This is a genomic window from Undibacterium sp. Ji22W, assembly GCF_049340305.1.
Taxonomy (GTDB): Bacteria; Pseudomonadota; Gammaproteobacteria; order Burkholderiales; family Burkholderiaceae_D; genus Undibacterium.
The window spans coordinates 853,608-869,502 of the sequence record NZ_JBMPOU010000003.1 but is presented as its reverse complement, the minus strand read 5'-3'; the positions used below and the strand labels follow the sequence as shown (position 1 = coordinate 869,502).

General features: G+C 47.1%; 16 protein-coding genes. 8 read left to right on the top strand and 8 right to left on the bottom strand.

The genetic code is table 11. The features are described 5' to 3' along the window. The first annotated feature begins 5 nt into the window (after positions 1 to 5). The 6 genes from ACO0KW_RS16295 (at position 6) to ACO0KW_RS16270 (ending at position 4,873) form a co-directional block, all read left to right on the top strand. Positions 6 to 533: a DUF934 domain-containing protein gene (locus ACO0KW_RS16295; protein ID WP_423054368.1), complete on the top strand. Its 528-nt coding sequence runs from the start codon at positions 6 to 8 to the stop codon at positions 531 to 533. Between the two features lie 5 nt (positions 534 to 538). Next, complete coding sequence (locus ACO0KW_RS16290; protein ID WP_423054367.1) at positions 539 to 1,258, top strand: phosphoadenylyl-sulfate reductase; 720 nt, start codon at positions 539 to 541, stop codon at positions 1,256 to 1,258. Positions 1,259 to 1,301: 43 nt separating this feature from the next. Continuing rightward, entirely contained in the window at positions 1,302 to 2,237 is a 936-nt protein-coding gene (cysD, locus tag ACO0KW_RS16285; protein ID WP_423054366.1) for a sulfate adenylyltransferase subunit CysD, read from the top strand. Further along, positions 2,237 to 3,562, top strand: coding sequence for a sulfate adenylyltransferase subunit 1 (locus ACO0KW_RS16280; protein ID WP_423054365.1), 1,326 nt, complete (start codon positions 2,237 to 2,239; stop codon positions 3,560 to 3,562). Before cysD ends, ACO0KW_RS16280 begins: the two co-directional genes overlap by 1 nt. Further along, positions 3,555 to 4,313, top strand: coding sequence for a uroporphyrinogen-III C-methyltransferase (gene cobA / locus ACO0KW_RS16275; RefSeq protein WP_423054364.1), 759 nt, complete (start codon positions 3,555 to 3,557; stop codon positions 4,311 to 4,313). Before ACO0KW_RS16280 ends, cobA begins: the two co-directional genes overlap by 8 nt. Positions 4,314 to 4,438: 125 nt before the next feature. Next, on the top strand, positions 4,439 to 4,873 hold the full coding sequence (locus ACO0KW_RS16270) for a bacteriohemerythrin (protein WP_423054363.1): 435 nt from the start codon (positions 4,439 to 4,441) through the stop codon (positions 4,871 to 4,873). 5 nt (positions 4,874 to 4,878) lie between these two features. Here the strand turns inward: ACO0KW_RS16270 and ACO0KW_RS16265 are convergent, their stop codons facing one another. The 3 genes from ACO0KW_RS16265 to lptF form a co-directional block, all read right to left on the bottom strand. Next, a complete protein-coding gene (locus tag ACO0KW_RS16265; RefSeq protein ID WP_423054362.1) occupies positions 4,879 to 5,259 on the bottom strand; it encodes a sirohydrochlorin chelatase in 381 nt (126 codons plus the stop codon). Positions 5,260 to 5,348: 89 nt separating this feature from the next. Beyond that, a complete protein-coding gene (lptG, locus tag ACO0KW_RS16260; RefSeq protein WP_423054361.1) occupies positions 5,349 to 6,479 on the bottom strand; it encodes an LPS export ABC transporter permease LptG in 1,131 nt (376 codons plus the stop codon). Next, positions 6,479 to 7,639: an LPS export ABC transporter permease LptF gene (lptF, locus tag ACO0KW_RS16255; protein WP_423054360.1), complete on the bottom strand. Its 1,161-nt coding sequence runs from the start codon at positions 7,637 to 7,639 to the stop codon at positions 6,479 to 6,481. Before lptF ends, lptG begins: the two co-directional genes overlap by 1 nt. A gap of 152 nt (positions 7,640 to 7,791) precedes the next feature. On the opposite strand from lptF, the gene ACO0KW_RS16250 reads away from it, so the two are divergent. Next, positions 7,792 to 9,303 (top strand): leucyl aminopeptidase, encoded by a 1,512-nt coding sequence (locus ACO0KW_RS16250; protein ID WP_423054359.1) that lies wholly within the window; start codon positions 7,792 to 7,794, stop codon positions 9,301 to 9,303. A 440-nt stretch (positions 9,304 to 9,743) separates the two neighbouring features. Beyond that, positions 9,744 to 10,835 (top strand): tyrosine-type recombinase/integrase, encoded by a 1,092-nt coding sequence (locus ACO0KW_RS16245; RefSeq protein ID WP_423054358.1) that lies wholly within the window; start codon positions 9,744 to 9,746, stop codon positions 10,833 to 10,835. Here the strand turns inward: ACO0KW_RS16245 and ACO0KW_RS16240 are convergent. The 5 genes from ACO0KW_RS16240 to ACO0KW_RS16220 all read right to left on the bottom strand — a co-directional run bounded on the left by ACO0KW_RS16240 (position 10,828) and on the right by ACO0KW_RS16220 (position 15,895). Further along, a complete protein-coding gene (locus tag ACO0KW_RS16240) occupies positions 10,828 to 11,343 on the bottom strand; it encodes a hypothetical protein (protein ID WP_423054357.1) in 516 nt (171 codons plus the stop codon). The two genes, ACO0KW_RS16245 and ACO0KW_RS16240, sit on opposite strands and share 8 nt — an antisense overlap. Further along, positions 11,340 to 12,317 carry a hypothetical protein gene (locus ACO0KW_RS16235; RefSeq protein WP_423054356.1) on the bottom strand — a complete coding sequence of 326 codons (978 nt, stop codon included), beginning with the start codon at positions 12,315 to 12,317 and terminating at the stop codon, positions 11,340 to 11,342. Before ACO0KW_RS16235 ends, ACO0KW_RS16240 begins: the two co-directional genes overlap by 4 nt. A 149-nt stretch (positions 12,318 to 12,466) precedes the next feature. After that, positions 12,467 to 13,003 carry a hypothetical protein gene (locus ACO0KW_RS16230; RefSeq protein WP_423054355.1) on the bottom strand — a complete coding sequence of 179 codons (537 nt, stop codon included), beginning with the start codon at positions 13,001 to 13,003 and terminating at the stop codon, positions 12,467 to 12,469. A 7-nt stretch (positions 13,004 to 13,010) separates the two neighbouring features. After that, positions 13,011 to 13,616 (bottom strand): hypothetical protein, encoded by a 606-nt coding sequence (locus tag ACO0KW_RS16225; RefSeq protein ID WP_423054354.1) that lies wholly within the window; start codon positions 13,614 to 13,616, stop codon positions 13,011 to 13,013. Next, positions 13,616 to 15,895, bottom strand: a complete 2,280-nt coding sequence (locus ACO0KW_RS16220; RefSeq protein ID WP_423054352.1) for a hypothetical protein — start codon at positions 15,893 to 15,895, stop codon at positions 13,616 to 13,618. The genes ACO0KW_RS16225 and ACO0KW_RS16220 overlap by 1 nt, the downstream gene beginning before the upstream one ends.

The window sequence follows — 15,895 nt, the reverse complement described above, 5'->3', positions numbered from 1 at the left end:
AATATATGACTAAAATTATTAAAGATAGAACGATAATCAACGACGATTGGGAAATCCTACAACTGTCCGAAGACGATACCGCTGATGCCATCGCAGTACCTGAAGGAAAAGTGATTGTGCCATTAAAAGTCTGGCAATTTCAACGCGAAAAATTGGTCCAACGCACCAAAGAACGTCACGATATCGCAGTGTGGTTTAGCAGCAATGAACAAGCAAAAGAGTTGCACCAAGATCTGCAATTATTCAACTTACTGGCAGTCGATTTTCCGAAATTTGCAGACGGTCGCGGCTACTCCATTGCCTATAATTTACGTATGCGTTTTAACTACACAGGCGAGCTTCGTGCGATTGGCGACGTACTGCGTGATCAACTATTTTATATGCAACGTGTGGGCTTTAATTCTTTTGCCGTGCGGGCAGATAAAAACATCATTGATGCGATTAAAGGATTGACCGATTTCAGCGAGAAATATCAAACGTCGGTCGATGAAAAAAACCCTTTGTTCCGACGTGTAGCAAGAACAGGTAGTTAATTTCTATGGACGAAACGAGTAATTTCGCGGCACGCTTAGCCAACACATTAGACATCTTAAAAAAGATCGCCAACGAATATGCGCCAGCGGTTTTTGCCTCAAGCCTTGCAGCTGAAGACATGGTGCTGACAGATTTAATTTTGCGCAACAAACTGGATATCAAAATTTTCTCTTTGGAAACGGGTCGTTTACACAAAGAAACTTTAGCGATGTTGGATCGCATTCAGGAGACTTATGGCGTTGAAATCCAATTATTCAAACCAAAAGTTGCAGCGGTCGAAGATTATGTCAGACAGCATGGTGTGAACGCTTTTTACGATAGCGTAGAAATGCGTAAGGAATGCTGCAGAATTCGCAAAGTAGAACCGCTGAATCGCGCTTTAAAAGGTAACAAAGCTTGGATCACAGGGCAACGCCGCGCCCAGTCTGCGACTCGTGTTGAATTGGCAGTGCAAGAAGATGATGTCGCGCATGCTATGCAAAAATTCAATCCTTTAACGGATTGGTCGGAAGATGATGTTTGGCACTATATTCGCAGCAATAATGTGCCTTACAATTCTTTACATGACAAAGGCTATCCATCCATCGGCTGTGAACCCTGCACCCGCGCGATACAGCCAGGTGAAGATGTACGCGCCGGACGCTGGTGGTGGGAAAATCCTGAATCAAAAGAATGTGGCTTGCATGTAGTGGATGGGAAATTAGTCCGCATCAAATCAATTTAAATTGAAAATCAAAACCGAATTAAACCGAATTAAAAGGTATAGCATGAACACCGTAGTCGAAAATCACTTCATTGATGCCGCGAGCAATCGCCATCTCGATTGGCTGGAATCCGAAGCCATCCACATCATGCGTGAAGTGGCTGCCGAATGTACTAACCCTGCCCTGCTGTTTTCAGGTGGTAAAGATTCCGTGGTGTTATTGCGCATCGCAGAAAAAGCTTTTCGTCCTGGTAAGTTCCCATTCCCATTAGTGCACGTCGATACCGGACATAATTTCCCTGAAGTGATTTCTTTCCGTGATAAACGCGTTGCCGAATTAGGCGAACGTCTGATCGTGGGCTCGGTCGAAGATTCAATCAATCGAGGCACCGTGCGCTTGCGTAATCCCAAAACCGATTCACGCAATGCAGCGCAAGCCGTGACCTTATTAGAAACCATTGCAGAACATAAATTCGACGCTTGCATCGGTGGTGCACGTCGCGACGAAGAAAAAGCCCGCGCCAAAGAACGCATCTTTTCTTTCCGAGATGAATTTGGTCAATGGAATCCGAAAGCGCAACGCCCTGAACTGTGGGACCTGTATAACACCCGCGTTCATCCCGGCGAAAACATGCGTGTGTTCCCGATTTCCAACTGGACTGAACTCGATGTCTGGCAATACATCGCGCGTGAAAAATTGGAGCTGCCGCCGATCTATTTTGCACACGAACGTGAAGTGATTCCGCGCAACGGTTTGTTGGTTCCAGTGACAGATTTAACGCCGCCACGCGCTGGGGAAACGGTAGAAAAACAAGTCGTGCGCTTCCGCACTGTCGGTGATATTTCTTGCACTTGCCCAGTTTCATCTGATGCTGCCACCGTAGAAGCGATTATCGAAGAAACCGCAGTCACCCAAATTACCGAACGCGGCGCAACACGCATGGATGATCAGACATCTGAATCATCGATGGAGAAACGTAAAAAAGAAGGATATTTCTAATGAGCACCCAGGTACAACAAACCGCCACTACTATCGATGTCGCCCGTGAGCGCGGCTTGCTGCGCTTCATCACGGCCGGCTCCGTGGACGATGGTAAGAGTACGCTCATCGGTCGCTTACTTTTCGATAGCAAGGGCATTTTTGCTGATCAGTTAAATGCTATCTCTAAAGCTAAACACAAGCGCACAGTGGGCGATACGATTGACTTATCTTTGCTAACAGACGGTTTGGAAGCGGAACGCGAACAAGGCATTACAATCGACGTCGCTTACCGTTATTTCGCCACGCCAAAACGCAAGTTCATCATCGCTGACACACCGGGCCACGAACAATACACACGCAACATGGTCACCGGCGCATCAACTGCCGACGCGGTCATCATCTTGATTGACGTGTCTAAGGTGAAACTGGGTGATGATGGCAGCGTCGAACTCCTCACGCAAACTAAGCGTCATTCCACCATTGCGCATTTACTGCAAATCGAACATGTAATCGTTGCCGTGAACAAAATGGATTTGGTGAATTACGATCAAACCGTCTACAACCGTATCGTCGGTGCCTATCAAGAATTCGCAGCGCAACTAGGATTGAAAGACGTACATCCAATTCCTTTATCCGCATTGGCAGGCGATAACGTCGTCACCAATAGCGAAAATTTAGCGTGGTACCAAGGTCCGACTTTAATCGAGTTATTGGAATCCTTAAGCGTCTACGATGAATGCCATGACGAACCTTTCCGCTTTCCTGTTCAATTAGTGGCTCGCCACAATGGTCACGAAGCAAACGACTTCCGTGGTTACATGGGACGTATTGAAGCAGGTAAAATCAGCGTCGGCGACAGCATCGTGGTACAACCGTCTGGTCAAACTGCAACCATCAAAGATATTCAAACTTTAGATGGATCTTTGCAAACCGCGGTGGTTGGTCAATCGGTCACTATTTTGCTCAATGAATACGTGGATATTTCACGTGGCGATATGTTAGCGGGTGCTGATCGTCCTGCGACCGTATTAAAATCCCTGAGTGCCGATTTGTGCTGGTTATCTGAAGACGCCTTAGATGTACGTCGCAAATATTGGCTGAAACATACGACACGTCAAGTCGCAGCACGTGTTGCATCGGTCGACACTTTGTTAGATATCAATACCCAAGAACGCCGTGCAACTGATACACTTAAATTGAACGACATCGCTCGTGTCAATATCAATGTACAGCAAGCACTGGCAGCTGATGCTTACGACATAACCCGCACTACGGGAGCATTTATTTTGATCGACGAAGTCACCCATCAAACTGTCGCAGCGGGAATGATACGTCTTGGCTAATTCATCTGAATCAACTACACCCTCCGTTAAAAATAAGACAGGTATCGTCTATTTAGTCGGTGCCGGTCCGGGTGCAGTAGATTTGATTACGGTGCGTGGTGCCAAGCTCTTAGCGCAAGCGAATATCGTTTTGCACGACGCCTTGGTCACTCCCGAAATGCTAGCGCTCTGTCCGCAAGCTATTAAAGTCTCAGTAGGCAAACGCAGCGGACAACGCTCTGCTGCACAAGAACATATTAATCAACAACTAGTCAAGGCTGCACAAGAGCATGCGATCGTGATCCGCCTAAAAGGTGGCGATCCAATGCTGTTTGGCCGAGCCGATGAAGAAATGACAGCGTTGGAGCAAGCAGGTATTCATTTCGAAATTGTGCCTGGCATTACGACTGCGATGGCGGCTGCCGCCAGCGTGCAACTGCCACTGACCAAACGCGGGGTGGCACGCAGTGTCGCCCTTTTCACGTCGAGCACAGCGCCTGGCGAAACTGCAGAAACGCGCATTCCTGATTGCGACACCCTGATTCAATACATGGGCGGTAAAGAGGCCACACTCACAGCACAAAGGATGCTGACAAAAGGCTTCTCTGCTAGTCTGCCGATTGTGATCGTTCAAAGTTGCAGTCGTCAGGATGAACAGCATTTACATCTAACGCTAGCAGAGCTCGCACACGGCTTGCCTGAATGCGATGGCCCAGTATTAGTCATGATGGGTGAAGCGATGCGATCACGACAAATAAAATTAGCGGAATAAATCACATTACATGTGTGAAAACTTGCGATAGAACAAGTTTATCTAGCCACAATTCCCTTAAAATCTCGACTCACTAACATATTTGGCTTCAATGACTAAATCAATTGATGACCGTAAGGCTGTGCATGAGCTATTTTGAATGGAATGACAACTTAAGCGTGCAAGATGCGCTGATAGATCAAGATCATCAAGCATTGATTGGTATGGTGAATGAATTGCATGATGCCGCTGATGTGGGCCAAGATTACCTTAGCCTGTCGAAAATTCTCGCGCGCTTAGCCACTTACACGCAAGACCATTTTCAACGGGAGGAAGACCTCATGCGAGCAAGTGCATATCCGGACTTCAAAGCTCATCGAGAGCAACATAGAAAATTATTGGAACGCGTAAACGATCTTAAACATGAGTTAGAGAATGCGCGCACTTTAGTTGCACTTGAAACCGCCGAATTGCTACGGTTTTGGCTGACATCGCATATATTATTAAGCGATAAACAATTTGCTGACACGCTCCATCAACTCAATACACAAACAAGGCTTGAAAATCTGTCGTCAACGTAAACCGGCTATATGGTCTGTTCAATCGAGCGCAAGCAATAATCTCGCAATGCATTCAGGACACCGGGATCTTCACCGGCGGCAACAACTTGCTTAATTTGTATCTGCGGAAAACGGCTGCGCAATTCTTCGACCATCAGAGGTAGGTCACGTAGAACGTGTCCGCCTTGTCCTAGAAAAATCGGCGTAACCGTGAAATCCTCGTAGCCGAGCCTAAGCAGATTCTCAACCGTTTCTGGCAGCTGTGGCTGCATCAATTCCAAGAATGCCAGCTCCACTTTAATGTCTGGCAAACTCTCCTGCGTCAATTTCTGCAAACGTTGAAATGGCTGCGCCCAACTAGCAGCACGAGCGCCGTGGGCAAACAAGATTAAGGCTTTTTTCGACATATTGAAATTCAAACTAAGGCTAAAATAAAACCCCAAACTTAAGCGAAGATTTGGAGGCGATCAATTAAAGATGCACGATGGCGTTACGTCTAGTGCCGTTCAACATAGCGTAATCCGGCGTACGCCAGCAAAGAAAAAATAAGACTAGGGAATAATGCGGTCACCAACGCGGGCCAGGTATTAATTTGCCCCAAATAGGCGAACAAACTGTTCACTAGATAGAACACCATCCCGAGCATAATTCCACTAAAAATACGCAAGCTAATCCCACCATCTCTGGCATGCAAATACGCGAATGGCAATGCCAGTGCCATCATTACCAAGATAGAAACCGGATACGTCAATTTCTTCCAAAAAGCGATATCGTAGCGCTCAGTCGATTGCTTATTCTCTGCCAGATGCTTGGTATATGAAGCCAACTCGAATGCCGACATACGATCCACTTCTGTGAACAGGACCGATAAAATATCTGGTGTAATTTCCGATATCAGATCTTTAGTCGCTAACTTATGCGTGTCGGACTCTATCATGGTCTCAGTTGCCAGATTCTTGGGAAAGCTGGTTTCTACCACTTCACGTAATTGCCAAACATGCGAACGCACATACACCGCCTGTTTCGCATTGATTTCACGTAGCAATTGGAAGTTGGTATCAAACTCGTATATTTTGACGCCGAGTAAATCACGTTCAGGCGAAACTTCACGTACATTCAAAAAGCGCGTCCCAATGACAGTGCCACCCACATCATTACTGCGAATTAAGTCCTTGGTCCACAGGCCACTACGAAAGCCTTGAGTCAAAGGCGACGAAGCGGCCTGCATGCTGATTTGTTTCGATAATTTTGTCGCCATTGGGGCGATCACCTCACCTAATAAGTAGGTCAACAAAATAAATACGATAGCGATGTTTCCCAACATTTTGGCGGCCGTCCAAGACGACATGCTAGCCGCGCGCATAATCGTAAATTCCGAATTGCTAGCAAATTGTGCCAACACATAAATGGTCCCAATCAATACTGCAATTGGTAGGAAATCATAGGCATTACCTGGGACATTCAATAGAACAGTCAACAAAGCGTGTTTCAACAAATAGCCATTTTTGTTAATCGCCGCCAGCTCTTTCATCAGATCGAAAAAAGAAGTCAAGACCAACAACGCAAACAAAACAAACAAGACGGCGCGAATAATTTCGCTACCAAAATAACGTTGCAGCACTTTCATCAGTTACCCACCATCTGTTGATGATCAACACATTGCTGATTCTTTTTTCGATACAAGCGACATTTGATGCGACCCCACACGCTGCTTGGGTGCCAGACACTATTCACTTTGAGGCGCCATAAGAAAAAGAGTGCTGTCAATATGGCTACAGCGACATGCATAGGCCAGGACGCTCGCCAAAAACTGATTTTTCCCTGAACCACAGCGAGCTGAAGCATATTCAAGATATTTAAATTAACCGCCACTAAAATCAAAGCCACAATCATATTTGCCGAACGCCCTACACGCGGATTCACATAGCCGAGAGGAATTGCCAACAACATTAACAACAAGCCCATAAATGGTAGTGAAGCGCGCCATAATAATTCACCATCGCGTGTGGGATTAGGGTCATCAATCAGGGTCCGCAAAGGTAGAGCTTTGGCAGATTTGTTGTTCGCATCGAGATTACTTTGCGCTGACAATAAGACTGCATATTTCTCAAATTGCATCATCTGAAAATCACCTTCAGTTGGCAAACCGTCATAACGACGGCCTTGGCTCATTACCAGAAAGCGATCGCCGTGCGCATCGATTTCAACTTTGCCTTCTTTTGCAACAATGACGCTCGAACGCCCATCATTCATCATGCTAGTAAAAATATTCTGGACTTTACTCAAATCGCCCGACACTTCTTCTACGAAAGAGACACGACCACCACCGCGTGATTCTTGAAATTTACCCGGTGCGACTTTGGCGATATCTTCGCGCTTTTCATAGCGATTTCTGACTTCTTGCATTTGTTCATTGGCCCATGGTGACACCACTAAACTCAAGCTCGCCACCAACATCGTCAAGGGCAAAGCGACACTTAAAATCGGCGCAATCCAGCGCGTCAAACTTAAACCGGACGCAAACCAAACCACCATTTCAGAATCTTGATATGCACGAGTGACCACTAGCAACACAGAAATGAAGCCAGTCAAGATCAACAAAATCGGAAAATAATCGAGCGAATAGAAACCAATCAATATCAAAACGTCACTAGAAGCAATTTTGCCCCCGGCGGCATCACGCAAAATCCGGATCAGCATAAACGTCACCGTAATGGTGAAGAGAGTCGTAAACACAGCGCTGGCAGCACTAAATAATTCTCGTCTGAGCGCACGTTGAAAAATCATAATTGAGTTGATCTAAAAGGTAAGTAGAGAAGCAGGTTTATTAGACATCACTTTGGCTAGCTATGTCGCCCCAGCAAGGGGTTATAATAGTCGTTTTACGTATTTAAGCGAAATTCAAAAGATCATCGCTGATCGACAATAAGGAGCAAGACGTGGACTTTAGCATAAAAACACTAGCAGCCAAAAGCACAGCAGCAGACAATGCCAGCACCATCAAGACCGCTTGTATTGTCGTCGGGGTATTTGAAAACAAGAAATTATCGACCGCCGCCACGCAATTGAACAAAAAAGGCGCAATTGATGCTGCGCTGAAATCCGGCGATATCTCTGGCAAAATCGGCTCTTCGATATTATTACGCAACATCGCCGATGTCAGCGCCGAGCGCGTGTTATTGGTTGGTTTGGGCGATGATCCAGCCAAAGTATCCGAAAAAGCCTACAACAGCGCATTACAAAGTGCAGCACGTGCTTTGAATAGTCTGGGTGGTAGCGACGTCAGTGTCATATTGCCAGCGGTTGATGGACGTGATTTGGCATGGACGATCCGCCAAACGGTCATCGCCTTCAAAGAAGCCGTGTTCCGCACCGACGCTCACAAGAGTAAAAAAGACACGATTCCGGCGAATATCAAAAAAGTGGCAATTTATGTCGCTACGAGTGAAGCTGCAAACGCTAAGCTCGCTTTAGCCCAAAGTATCGCCTTGGTCAATGGTATGGAATTGACCAAAGAATTGGGCAATATGCCCGCCAATTTCTGCACGCCGACGCATCTGGCAAATACCGCGAAAAAAATCGCGACCGAATTCAAAATGGGCGTAGAAGTTTTGGAACGTAAGCAAATTCAAGCGTTGAAGATGAATAGCTTTTTGTCGGTCTCTGCCGGTACCGATGAACCACCAAAATTTATCGTATTAAAACACATGGGCGGCAAGGTCAAAGATGCGCCAGTCGTATTAGTCGGCAAAGGCATTACATTTGACTCCGGTGGTATTTCTTTAAAGCCAGGCGCAGGCATGGATGAGATGAAATACGATATGGGCGGTGCTGGTTCTGTATTAGGTACGATGCGCGCCATCGGCGAAATGAAATTAAAATTGAACGTGATCGCCGTAATACCAACTTGCGAAAATATGCCTTCAGGCAGCGCCACGCGTCCGGGTGATATCGTCACCTCCATGTCTGGTCAAACTATAGAAGTTCTGAATACAGATGCAGAAGGTCGTTTGATTTTATGTGATGCATTAACTTATGTTGAACGTTTCAAACCGGCTGCTGTGATCGACGTTGCGACATTAACTGGCGCTATCATTACTGCACTCGGACATCACACAACCGGCCTGTTCACCCGCCATGATGATACACATGACAAACTGGCTGAAGAATTGCTCACTGCCGGTAAACAGGCGAATGACGTCGCATGGCGCTTACCGATTGGTGAACTGTATAACGAGCAGCTCAAATCAAATTTTGCCGATATCGCGAATATTGGTGGCCCTGCGGCCGGTTCGATTACGGCAGCTTGCTTCCTGGAAAGATTCACCAAGAAATACACTTGGGCGCATCTGGATATCGCTGGCGTTTCTTGGAAATCGGGTGCGGCAAAAGGTTCTACTGGTCGCCCAGTACCGATGTTGGCGACTTTCTTGATGAACCGCGCAGGCTAAGCTGTCAGGGTTAATGCGACGCGCTCTTTGCTTGCATTGAGCGCGTTTTTATTTTTAGCGCATTTTTAACGCATTTTTAACGTAGAGCGCTTTTGTGTGAGACAGAATATGAAATTAGTGACCTGCAATCTCAAACAGTGACTCACGCAGTTTCACGATGTCTCATTTTTTCAGCTCTCCCCTATACGCCGCGCCACTGTTTGTAGTTTAATGTCTCACTTCGTCTCGCTGCAGCGCATGTTTAATTTGTAGCTAGGTTTGTAGCTAGCCGAAGTTTTGAAGGCTAGCTACAAATATTTAGGGCAAGACATGGCAAAACGCGGCATTAACTTATTAGACGACCTACAGATCAAGCGCTGGGTTGCAGCAGCAGATCCTGTTGCAAAATCAGACGGTGGCGGTCCACATTCACTTTATCAAAAGCAGGCACAGCAACCTTTGTGCTGCGCTACATGCGCGGTGGACGACCCAAGGAACTAACGATCGGGAACTACCCAGATCTCACATTAGCGGCAGCACGAAAAATAGCCAGGGAGAAGCGCGTTGATATCGACCAAGGAAAAGACCCGGCCGCAGATAAGAAACGCGAGCGAATGCGGACGGTCAATGCTTGGACAGTTAACGACTTGGTTACCGATTACCGAGAAAAAAGTCTAGTCAAAGAAAGCTATGCTGAAGGCACGATCTACTACAGACAAGCTGATATCGATGACGTTATTAAACCAAAGCTAGGAAGCCTTGACGTTCAAACCGTCACACCGATGGACATCGTATCAGTGATTGAATCGACTAAGCGCAGCTGGTTGATTAACAAACGAATATTGACATCGATATCGAAAGTCTTTGATCACGCAATTGCGAAGCGCTTGATCATGATTAACCCAACCGCAGGCATTAAGCTTAATGCACTGATGGGACCACGTCCCCAGGTTAAGAAGCGGATCATGCTGACCGAAAGTGAACTGAAAACGCTGCTAGCTAATATTGACGATCTTGGACATGAAAACGCGCTTGCATTTAAAATTTTATTAGTGACCTGCGTACGAACATCTGAACTAATAAAAGCGCAGTGGACGGATATCGATTTTGGAAAACAAGTCTGGACGATCCCTGACACGACCGTAAAGACTCGGACTGGAATTTTAGTGCCGATGACACCAACAGTTGTGGGCTGGGTTAAAGAACTGAAGTCTTTAGCCGGTGAATCTAAATTTGTCTTGCCAGCCAGAACAGAAGCTAGATTAGAAAAGCATGGTGGCGACATTAATATCGGCGGTACGACCTTATGGGCTGCAATCAACCGCGCCTTCAATCGAGGTCAAATTGAAACTCGAAAATTCACACCGCATGACACCCGCAGTACGGCCAAGGGGCATATGCGTAATTTAGGAATATCTCGCGAAGCGTCAGAGTTAGCGCTTAACCATAAGATGACTGGAATTGAGGGCATCTATGATGTCCGAGAAGAAATTCCAGAGCGTATTCACGCACTGGAAACTTGGGCTAGTTTTGTCGATCGATGCTCTACCTGATGCCAGTATCCTGTAAGGCTTTTAACTTCTCGTATGTCTCCCTCAATCCAAAGACTTTTTCTCGCCAAGCGAAACAGGCTTTTGCGTTGTGGGCTTCTGCTTCTCCGACTTCAACAAGCGAAACTCCGGAGGGTTCTCCATCAGAACTGGCGACATCTCCGGCAGGGGTGTTTGTCCAGGCTGCATCGTGGATGCGCACGAAGCCAGTGTTAACGATGCAGCGAGCATCAGCGACAGGCGAGATAAAGTCTTTAACTGATTTTTCAATTTCTTCTCCATTTAAGTAAATCGTTTTGATTCGGTCGCGGTACTTGGTCTCAATTTTCGTGACGACCACTTGCTGGCGCTGCATCAGCTTGATTGATGCCGTTGCTTGTTCGCTGATGTAATCGAGGTGCTTCTGCCCTTCTCGATTTTCACCATGACGGACACCAAGACCAAATACCATCAGCAGCGCCATTGTGATGAAACCGAGACGCGCCCACGCTGGCAAAACTGCGGTCATCATGTTCGCACCACAAAACGTCTGTACTTCTCATACCGCACATCAAACACCATCTTGACGTGCTCACGGTTGATCTCGCAGGCTGACTGGCCGTACCCGCGCCACTTTGTTTTCGACTTTAGACAGACGTTTTCGACGTGGCCGTCCCAGATCTGCGGATCGCAGCCGGTGCGCAGGCCGCAGGCACGGCGCTCCGATTGCATGCCTGCGTAGCCGCCGTTGTATGCCGCATCGCACATTCGATACACTTGGTGCGGATCTTTGACCATGCGTGATAGCCGGTTGACGCAATCGCGGTTCATCAAGACGATGGCGCGTAGCGCTAGCTCCGGTCGCTGGTAGACGTTGTCCCACGACCATTCTTGCAGCGAGGGATCGAGCTGCTTGGCTGCACTTAGGGCATCAAAGCGGATCGAGCCGTCTGCACGATAGGCGCGTGTGATCTGGCCGAAGCTCGCGCCCTCTTCTCGATCTGTTTTGAGTCGTGCGTTTTGGTTCCAGCATCGCGGATGTTTGAGATTAATGCAGCTCTCTTGCTCAACCAAACTACACAGTGCAGCCGGTGCGATATGCGTTGGCCAGAGCTTGGACTTTTCCACCTGTAGCATCGGACAATACTTAAAAGCACCCGCTGGTACATACGTCTGCACATCTTGGGCATGAGCGCGTGGCGAGAAGATGAACGCCGCCGCTGCTAGAAATGCCATATAACCGACGATGACGATTGCCGAGGGCAGACTGCCATCTTCTGCTTTTTTCGCATGCAATCGAAAGTTGACTTTGTCGAAGGTGAACTTGGTGATGATCGCGGCCAGTGTGAATGCTAAACCAACGCTAAACAGGTTTAACAGCATGCCTTGCGTCGATTCGCCACGATCAGGATCAGTGTAGAACAACACGCCAACAAACAACGCAGCAGCCACGCCCAAGCCCCATAGAATCGGGCGTTTTAGAAGTTCTTTGAATAGGTCTTTCATTTTGTGCCTCTCAAGTTTTTGATAAAAAAAGACGACCTGTCGAGGTCGTCTTTTGGTTTGCTATGGTTAAGACTTACGCCGCTTTTCTTTACGCCACTTGGTTACAGGATCGGAGTGATAGAACTGAAAGCAGATCCACAAGATCGACACTAGCGCTGCGATAGGTGGCAGCCAACCGGCAAGGGTTGCGATGGTTCCACCAATGCTTGCAGCGTCGATGATATGTTTTCCAGTGTTTGACATGCCAGTCCTTCCAACTGATTGAATTGATTAAAACTACTCAAGATTGCATACAGCGAATTAGGGTGAAAACGCCACGCATCGACCAAGCCAATCGCCGCCCCCAACGCCTCAGAGCAACACCAGCGGAACTTACTGTCACCGACAAATGGCACTAGGAAGTGCACGTTACCCAGCAAGTCGTACAGATCGCCTTCGTGGTCTTCAAACCACTTGCGTACACGTCGTTCGAAGACTTCTGGCATCTCGATAAAATCCCAATGCGCAGGATCGTAGTCAATGCGCTTGAAACGCACACCACCGTCCGCAAACGATGCTGATGCGCTCATACCATCGCTGAAAATCGCCTCGCAGTGTGAATACTTTCCCTTGGTGACGACGCGTACACCACGGTTATAAACACCCGCGATGCCAGGTCGTGTGCCTTTATAAAATGCGATTCTCATAAATCCCCTACCAGTTGATCGATTCAACTTGTTGAATCGTAGTGGCTGCGAGAACTTGCTCTTTCAATCCTTGCGCATGAATAAAGTTCGTTAATCCTTGATTGAACAGTGCCGAGTGAAATAGCTTCCACGTTGCCACATCCAAAATATCGACGTAGTTATTGTCAAGGGCTTTCCATTTACCGATCCAATGTGGAGGGAGCCCACCCTGATTCACAATCTCATTCTGCGTCACGATGGCATCCAGTTTCGACATAAGATCTGCTGCGATGTGTTTTCCCTGAAACGTAAAACTTATCTCATTGGCCTGCAAGCGCCATTCGTTAATTTTTACTAGTTTCGTGGATTTTGATTCTGCAAGTTTTACGGAATCAAGCTCGGCCTTATAGGCATCAAAAGCAGCTTGATTAATCACAATCCACGCGCCGTTACGATAGCGCCAATAGCCTGCAACAAACTCAGTATTGTCGGCTACCTGTAATATTTCGTGCGTAGCATTTGTCACGTCAAAGCAAATTGATGGTCTCGTTAAAAAGCCATCTATAACAACTTCAACATCATCAGCAAATGCAAAAAGGACATATCCGGTCGCTCTTTCAGCTACGATTCTCATTATGCATTTCCTTTCAAAAACAACAGATTTGTAGCCAAAGCCACGCCGATTTTTCGATTGCCAGTCGTTTGTAACGCGCCAGAATCATCTACGTAGTAAGTTGTTCCGACAGTCAATCCGGTGTACGCATCACAGTAACCTCCAATTGTCCAGATCCAACCTGCAGCAGCATTACTAATTGCTGCTTGTGCGATGCCGATCCATTGATCAGCTGACGACGCACCTGTTTGCCATACCCGTGTTGTACCGTAATTGAGATTGCCAATGTCCATAAAAGCTATGACCATCCGGTCTTGGGCTGCGTTGTAAGCGCCTATGACAGAGTTCGATGACGTACCGTTGATCGTTGTATAGTTAGTGGTGACTGAGGCATTCGCCACGATGCTTAAGTTAGCTGCAACAGCGTAGCCATTGACATCAGCACCGGTCACAATCAATGCATTTTTTGCAGTGTCGTAACTGAATCCGTGGATCTTTGTCATGCTGCTAAACGTAGCTGACGCTAGATTCGTCATTGTTGCTCCACTGGTCTTACCAGTGAACGCGGTGCCGAGGCTGCTACCAACAAACAAGAAGCCTGCTGTTTGATGGTAGCCAAGCTTTATAGTTTGTACAGATGTGCCAAAATATGTAGTTGCAGCATACGCTTGGACTAGTGCGCATGTGCCAGCATTAATGCTCACCAAGTAGACATAAGGAGTGGTAGATCCTCCAGGACTGAAGCCAAAAGCTACGATAGAGGTGCCTGCTAATTGAACTCCACCTGTAGGCAGGTAGTTACCGGCTATCGCAGATAACTGCAAGGCAGTTCCCCATGCGTAAGAGGCACCGGATATTGTAAGTGATAGCGCCCACTGGCTTCCGGCAGTAGTGTAAGCAACCACAGTCTTATTCTGAACTGTATTATATTCGCAGCACGTATAACCTAGGTTCGGTGTAAGTGTACTGTTGTTAGGTATATTCGCTGTCAGCGTCGTGCCGCTAAGGCTCACTGTGACTGCATACATTGTCGTATTGATATACGTCAGTACCAATACCCCCTCGGTCACATTCCAAGTCATAGAAAATGACGTAATTGAAGTGTTTGTTGGCGCTGTGATCGGCGTCCCAATGGTAAACGTATTAGTTGTTGCGCCGACCGCTGTACCTGCAAACAATTTAATCGTTCCATTCTCGTTATAGAGAATAATTACCTTATCGGTACCTGGTACATTCACAATTTGCAATATCGTTGTTGGGTTGACAGCGTTGTATGCAGCTTTAGCGCCAATTGAGCCTGCACTAAATAACGAAGCTATTGGCGATACAGTGCCGTTTGAGTTCAAGGCCACGATATCACCTTTGGCGATCGCACCCGATGCAGTGAACTTATAGCGACCTGCAGCTAAGGTACCGTTTGCAAATTGATTGAGAACAAAAGCAGTTGAGGCAATTTGCGTCGTATTTGTATCAAGCACCGCTGTAGGTGCTAAAGGCACTCCCGTAAAGCTAGGCGAAGCAATTGGTGCATAACCACCGAGTGCAGCCATAACGAAAGCGCACGACGCCATTTGCGTCGTATTTGTACCAGGTGATGCCGTCGGTACTATTGGAGTACCTGTAAGCGTAGGTGAATCGCTAAATACCGCTAGCGATGTCCCTGTTTTATTTGCCAATGCCGCTAACAGCTGACCAGAGGTCAACGCCATTGTGTTGTTAGACCAATTGATGGTCTTATTTGTCATCGTGTAAGCGTTTGATCGCTCAGCATAGACATGAGCCGTCGTTGCCACAGAAGCCGTATTATCTCCTGCCCCTGGAGTTGGTGCTGTTGGGTTACCGTTCATTACAGGACTTGTCAAAGTCTTGTTGGTAAGCGTTTGGGTACCCGTAGGAGTAACAAACGCTGCGGCATCAACAGCAGAGGTCATCGAAATAGACCAGTCAGTATACGTCCCCGAACCAGATTTACTGTAAACGTCAACGGCTAATGCCCCGGTTACAATATCATAACTGAACACAGTACCTAACATACGCATAGTAGGCGTCGCCGTGTATGCTACGACGACATCCATACCGGGGATGTATCCTTTTTCTGGCTCTACCGTCAGGTTAACAATACCGAGAGCCATCGCTATTGACGATGAACTAATTGATGCAACACCCAATGCAAAAGCATTACCTTGCTCGTTAAGCTGTTGCTGAAACAGCTCTAACTCCGAGAGGTGCTGATCCATTTCCGGCGCAAACGTCGTAGGACGTAGCGAACTTGGAAATACCGTTAAGGCATTAACTGTCAT

What these genes read in the sequence shown, in the direction of transcription:
- ACO0KW_RS16265 (WP_423054362.1), bottom strand. Translation starts at nt 5,259, where the DNA reads ATGTCGAAAAAAGCCTTAATCTTGTTTGCCCACGGCGCTCGTGCTGCT.
- ACO0KW_RS16235 (WP_423054356.1), bottom strand. Translation starts at nt 12,317, where the DNA reads ATGAAAGACCTATTCAAAGAACTTCTAAAACGCCCGATTCTATGGGGC.
- ACO0KW_RS16220 (WP_423054352.1), bottom strand. Translation starts at nt 15,895, where the DNA reads ATGACAGTTAATGCCTTAACGGTATTTCCAAGTTCGCTACGTCCTACG.
- cysD (WP_423054366.1), top strand. Translation starts at nt 1,302, where the DNA reads ATGAACACCGTAGTCGAAAATCACTTCATTGATGCCGCGAGCAATCGC.
- lptF (WP_423054360.1), bottom strand. Translation starts at nt 7,639, where the DNA reads ATGATTTTTCAACGTGCGCTCAGACGAGAATTATTTAGTGCTGCCAGC.
- ACO0KW_RS16295 (WP_423054368.1), top strand. Translation starts at nt 6, where the DNA reads ATGACTAAAATTATTAAAGATAGAACGATAATCAACGACGATTGGGAA.
- ACO0KW_RS16230 (WP_423054355.1), bottom strand. Translation starts at nt 13,003, where the DNA reads ATGAGAATCGCATTTTATAAAGGCACACGACCTGGCATCGCGGGTGTT.
- lptG (WP_423054361.1), bottom strand. Translation starts at nt 6,479, where the DNA reads ATGAAAGTGCTGCAACGTTATTTTGGTAGCGAAATTATTCGCGCCGTC.
- ACO0KW_RS16280 (WP_423054365.1), top strand. Translation starts at nt 2,237, where the DNA reads ATGAGCACCCAGGTACAACAAACCGCCACTACTATCGATGTCGCCCGT.
- ACO0KW_RS16290 (WP_423054367.1), top strand. Translation starts at nt 539, where the DNA reads ATGGACGAAACGAGTAATTTCGCGGCACGCTTAGCCAACACATTAGAC.
- ACO0KW_RS16270 (WP_423054363.1), top strand. Translation starts at nt 4,439, where the DNA reads ATGAGCTATTTTGAATGGAATGACAACTTAAGCGTGCAAGATGCGCTG.
- ACO0KW_RS16240 (WP_423054357.1), bottom strand. Translation starts at nt 11,343, where the DNA reads ATGATGACCGCAGTTTTGCCAGCGTGGGCGCGTCTCGGTTTCATCACA.
- ACO0KW_RS16225 (WP_423054354.1), bottom strand. Translation starts at nt 13,616, where the DNA reads ATGAGAATCGTAGCTGAAAGAGCGACCGGATATGTCCTTTTTGCATTT.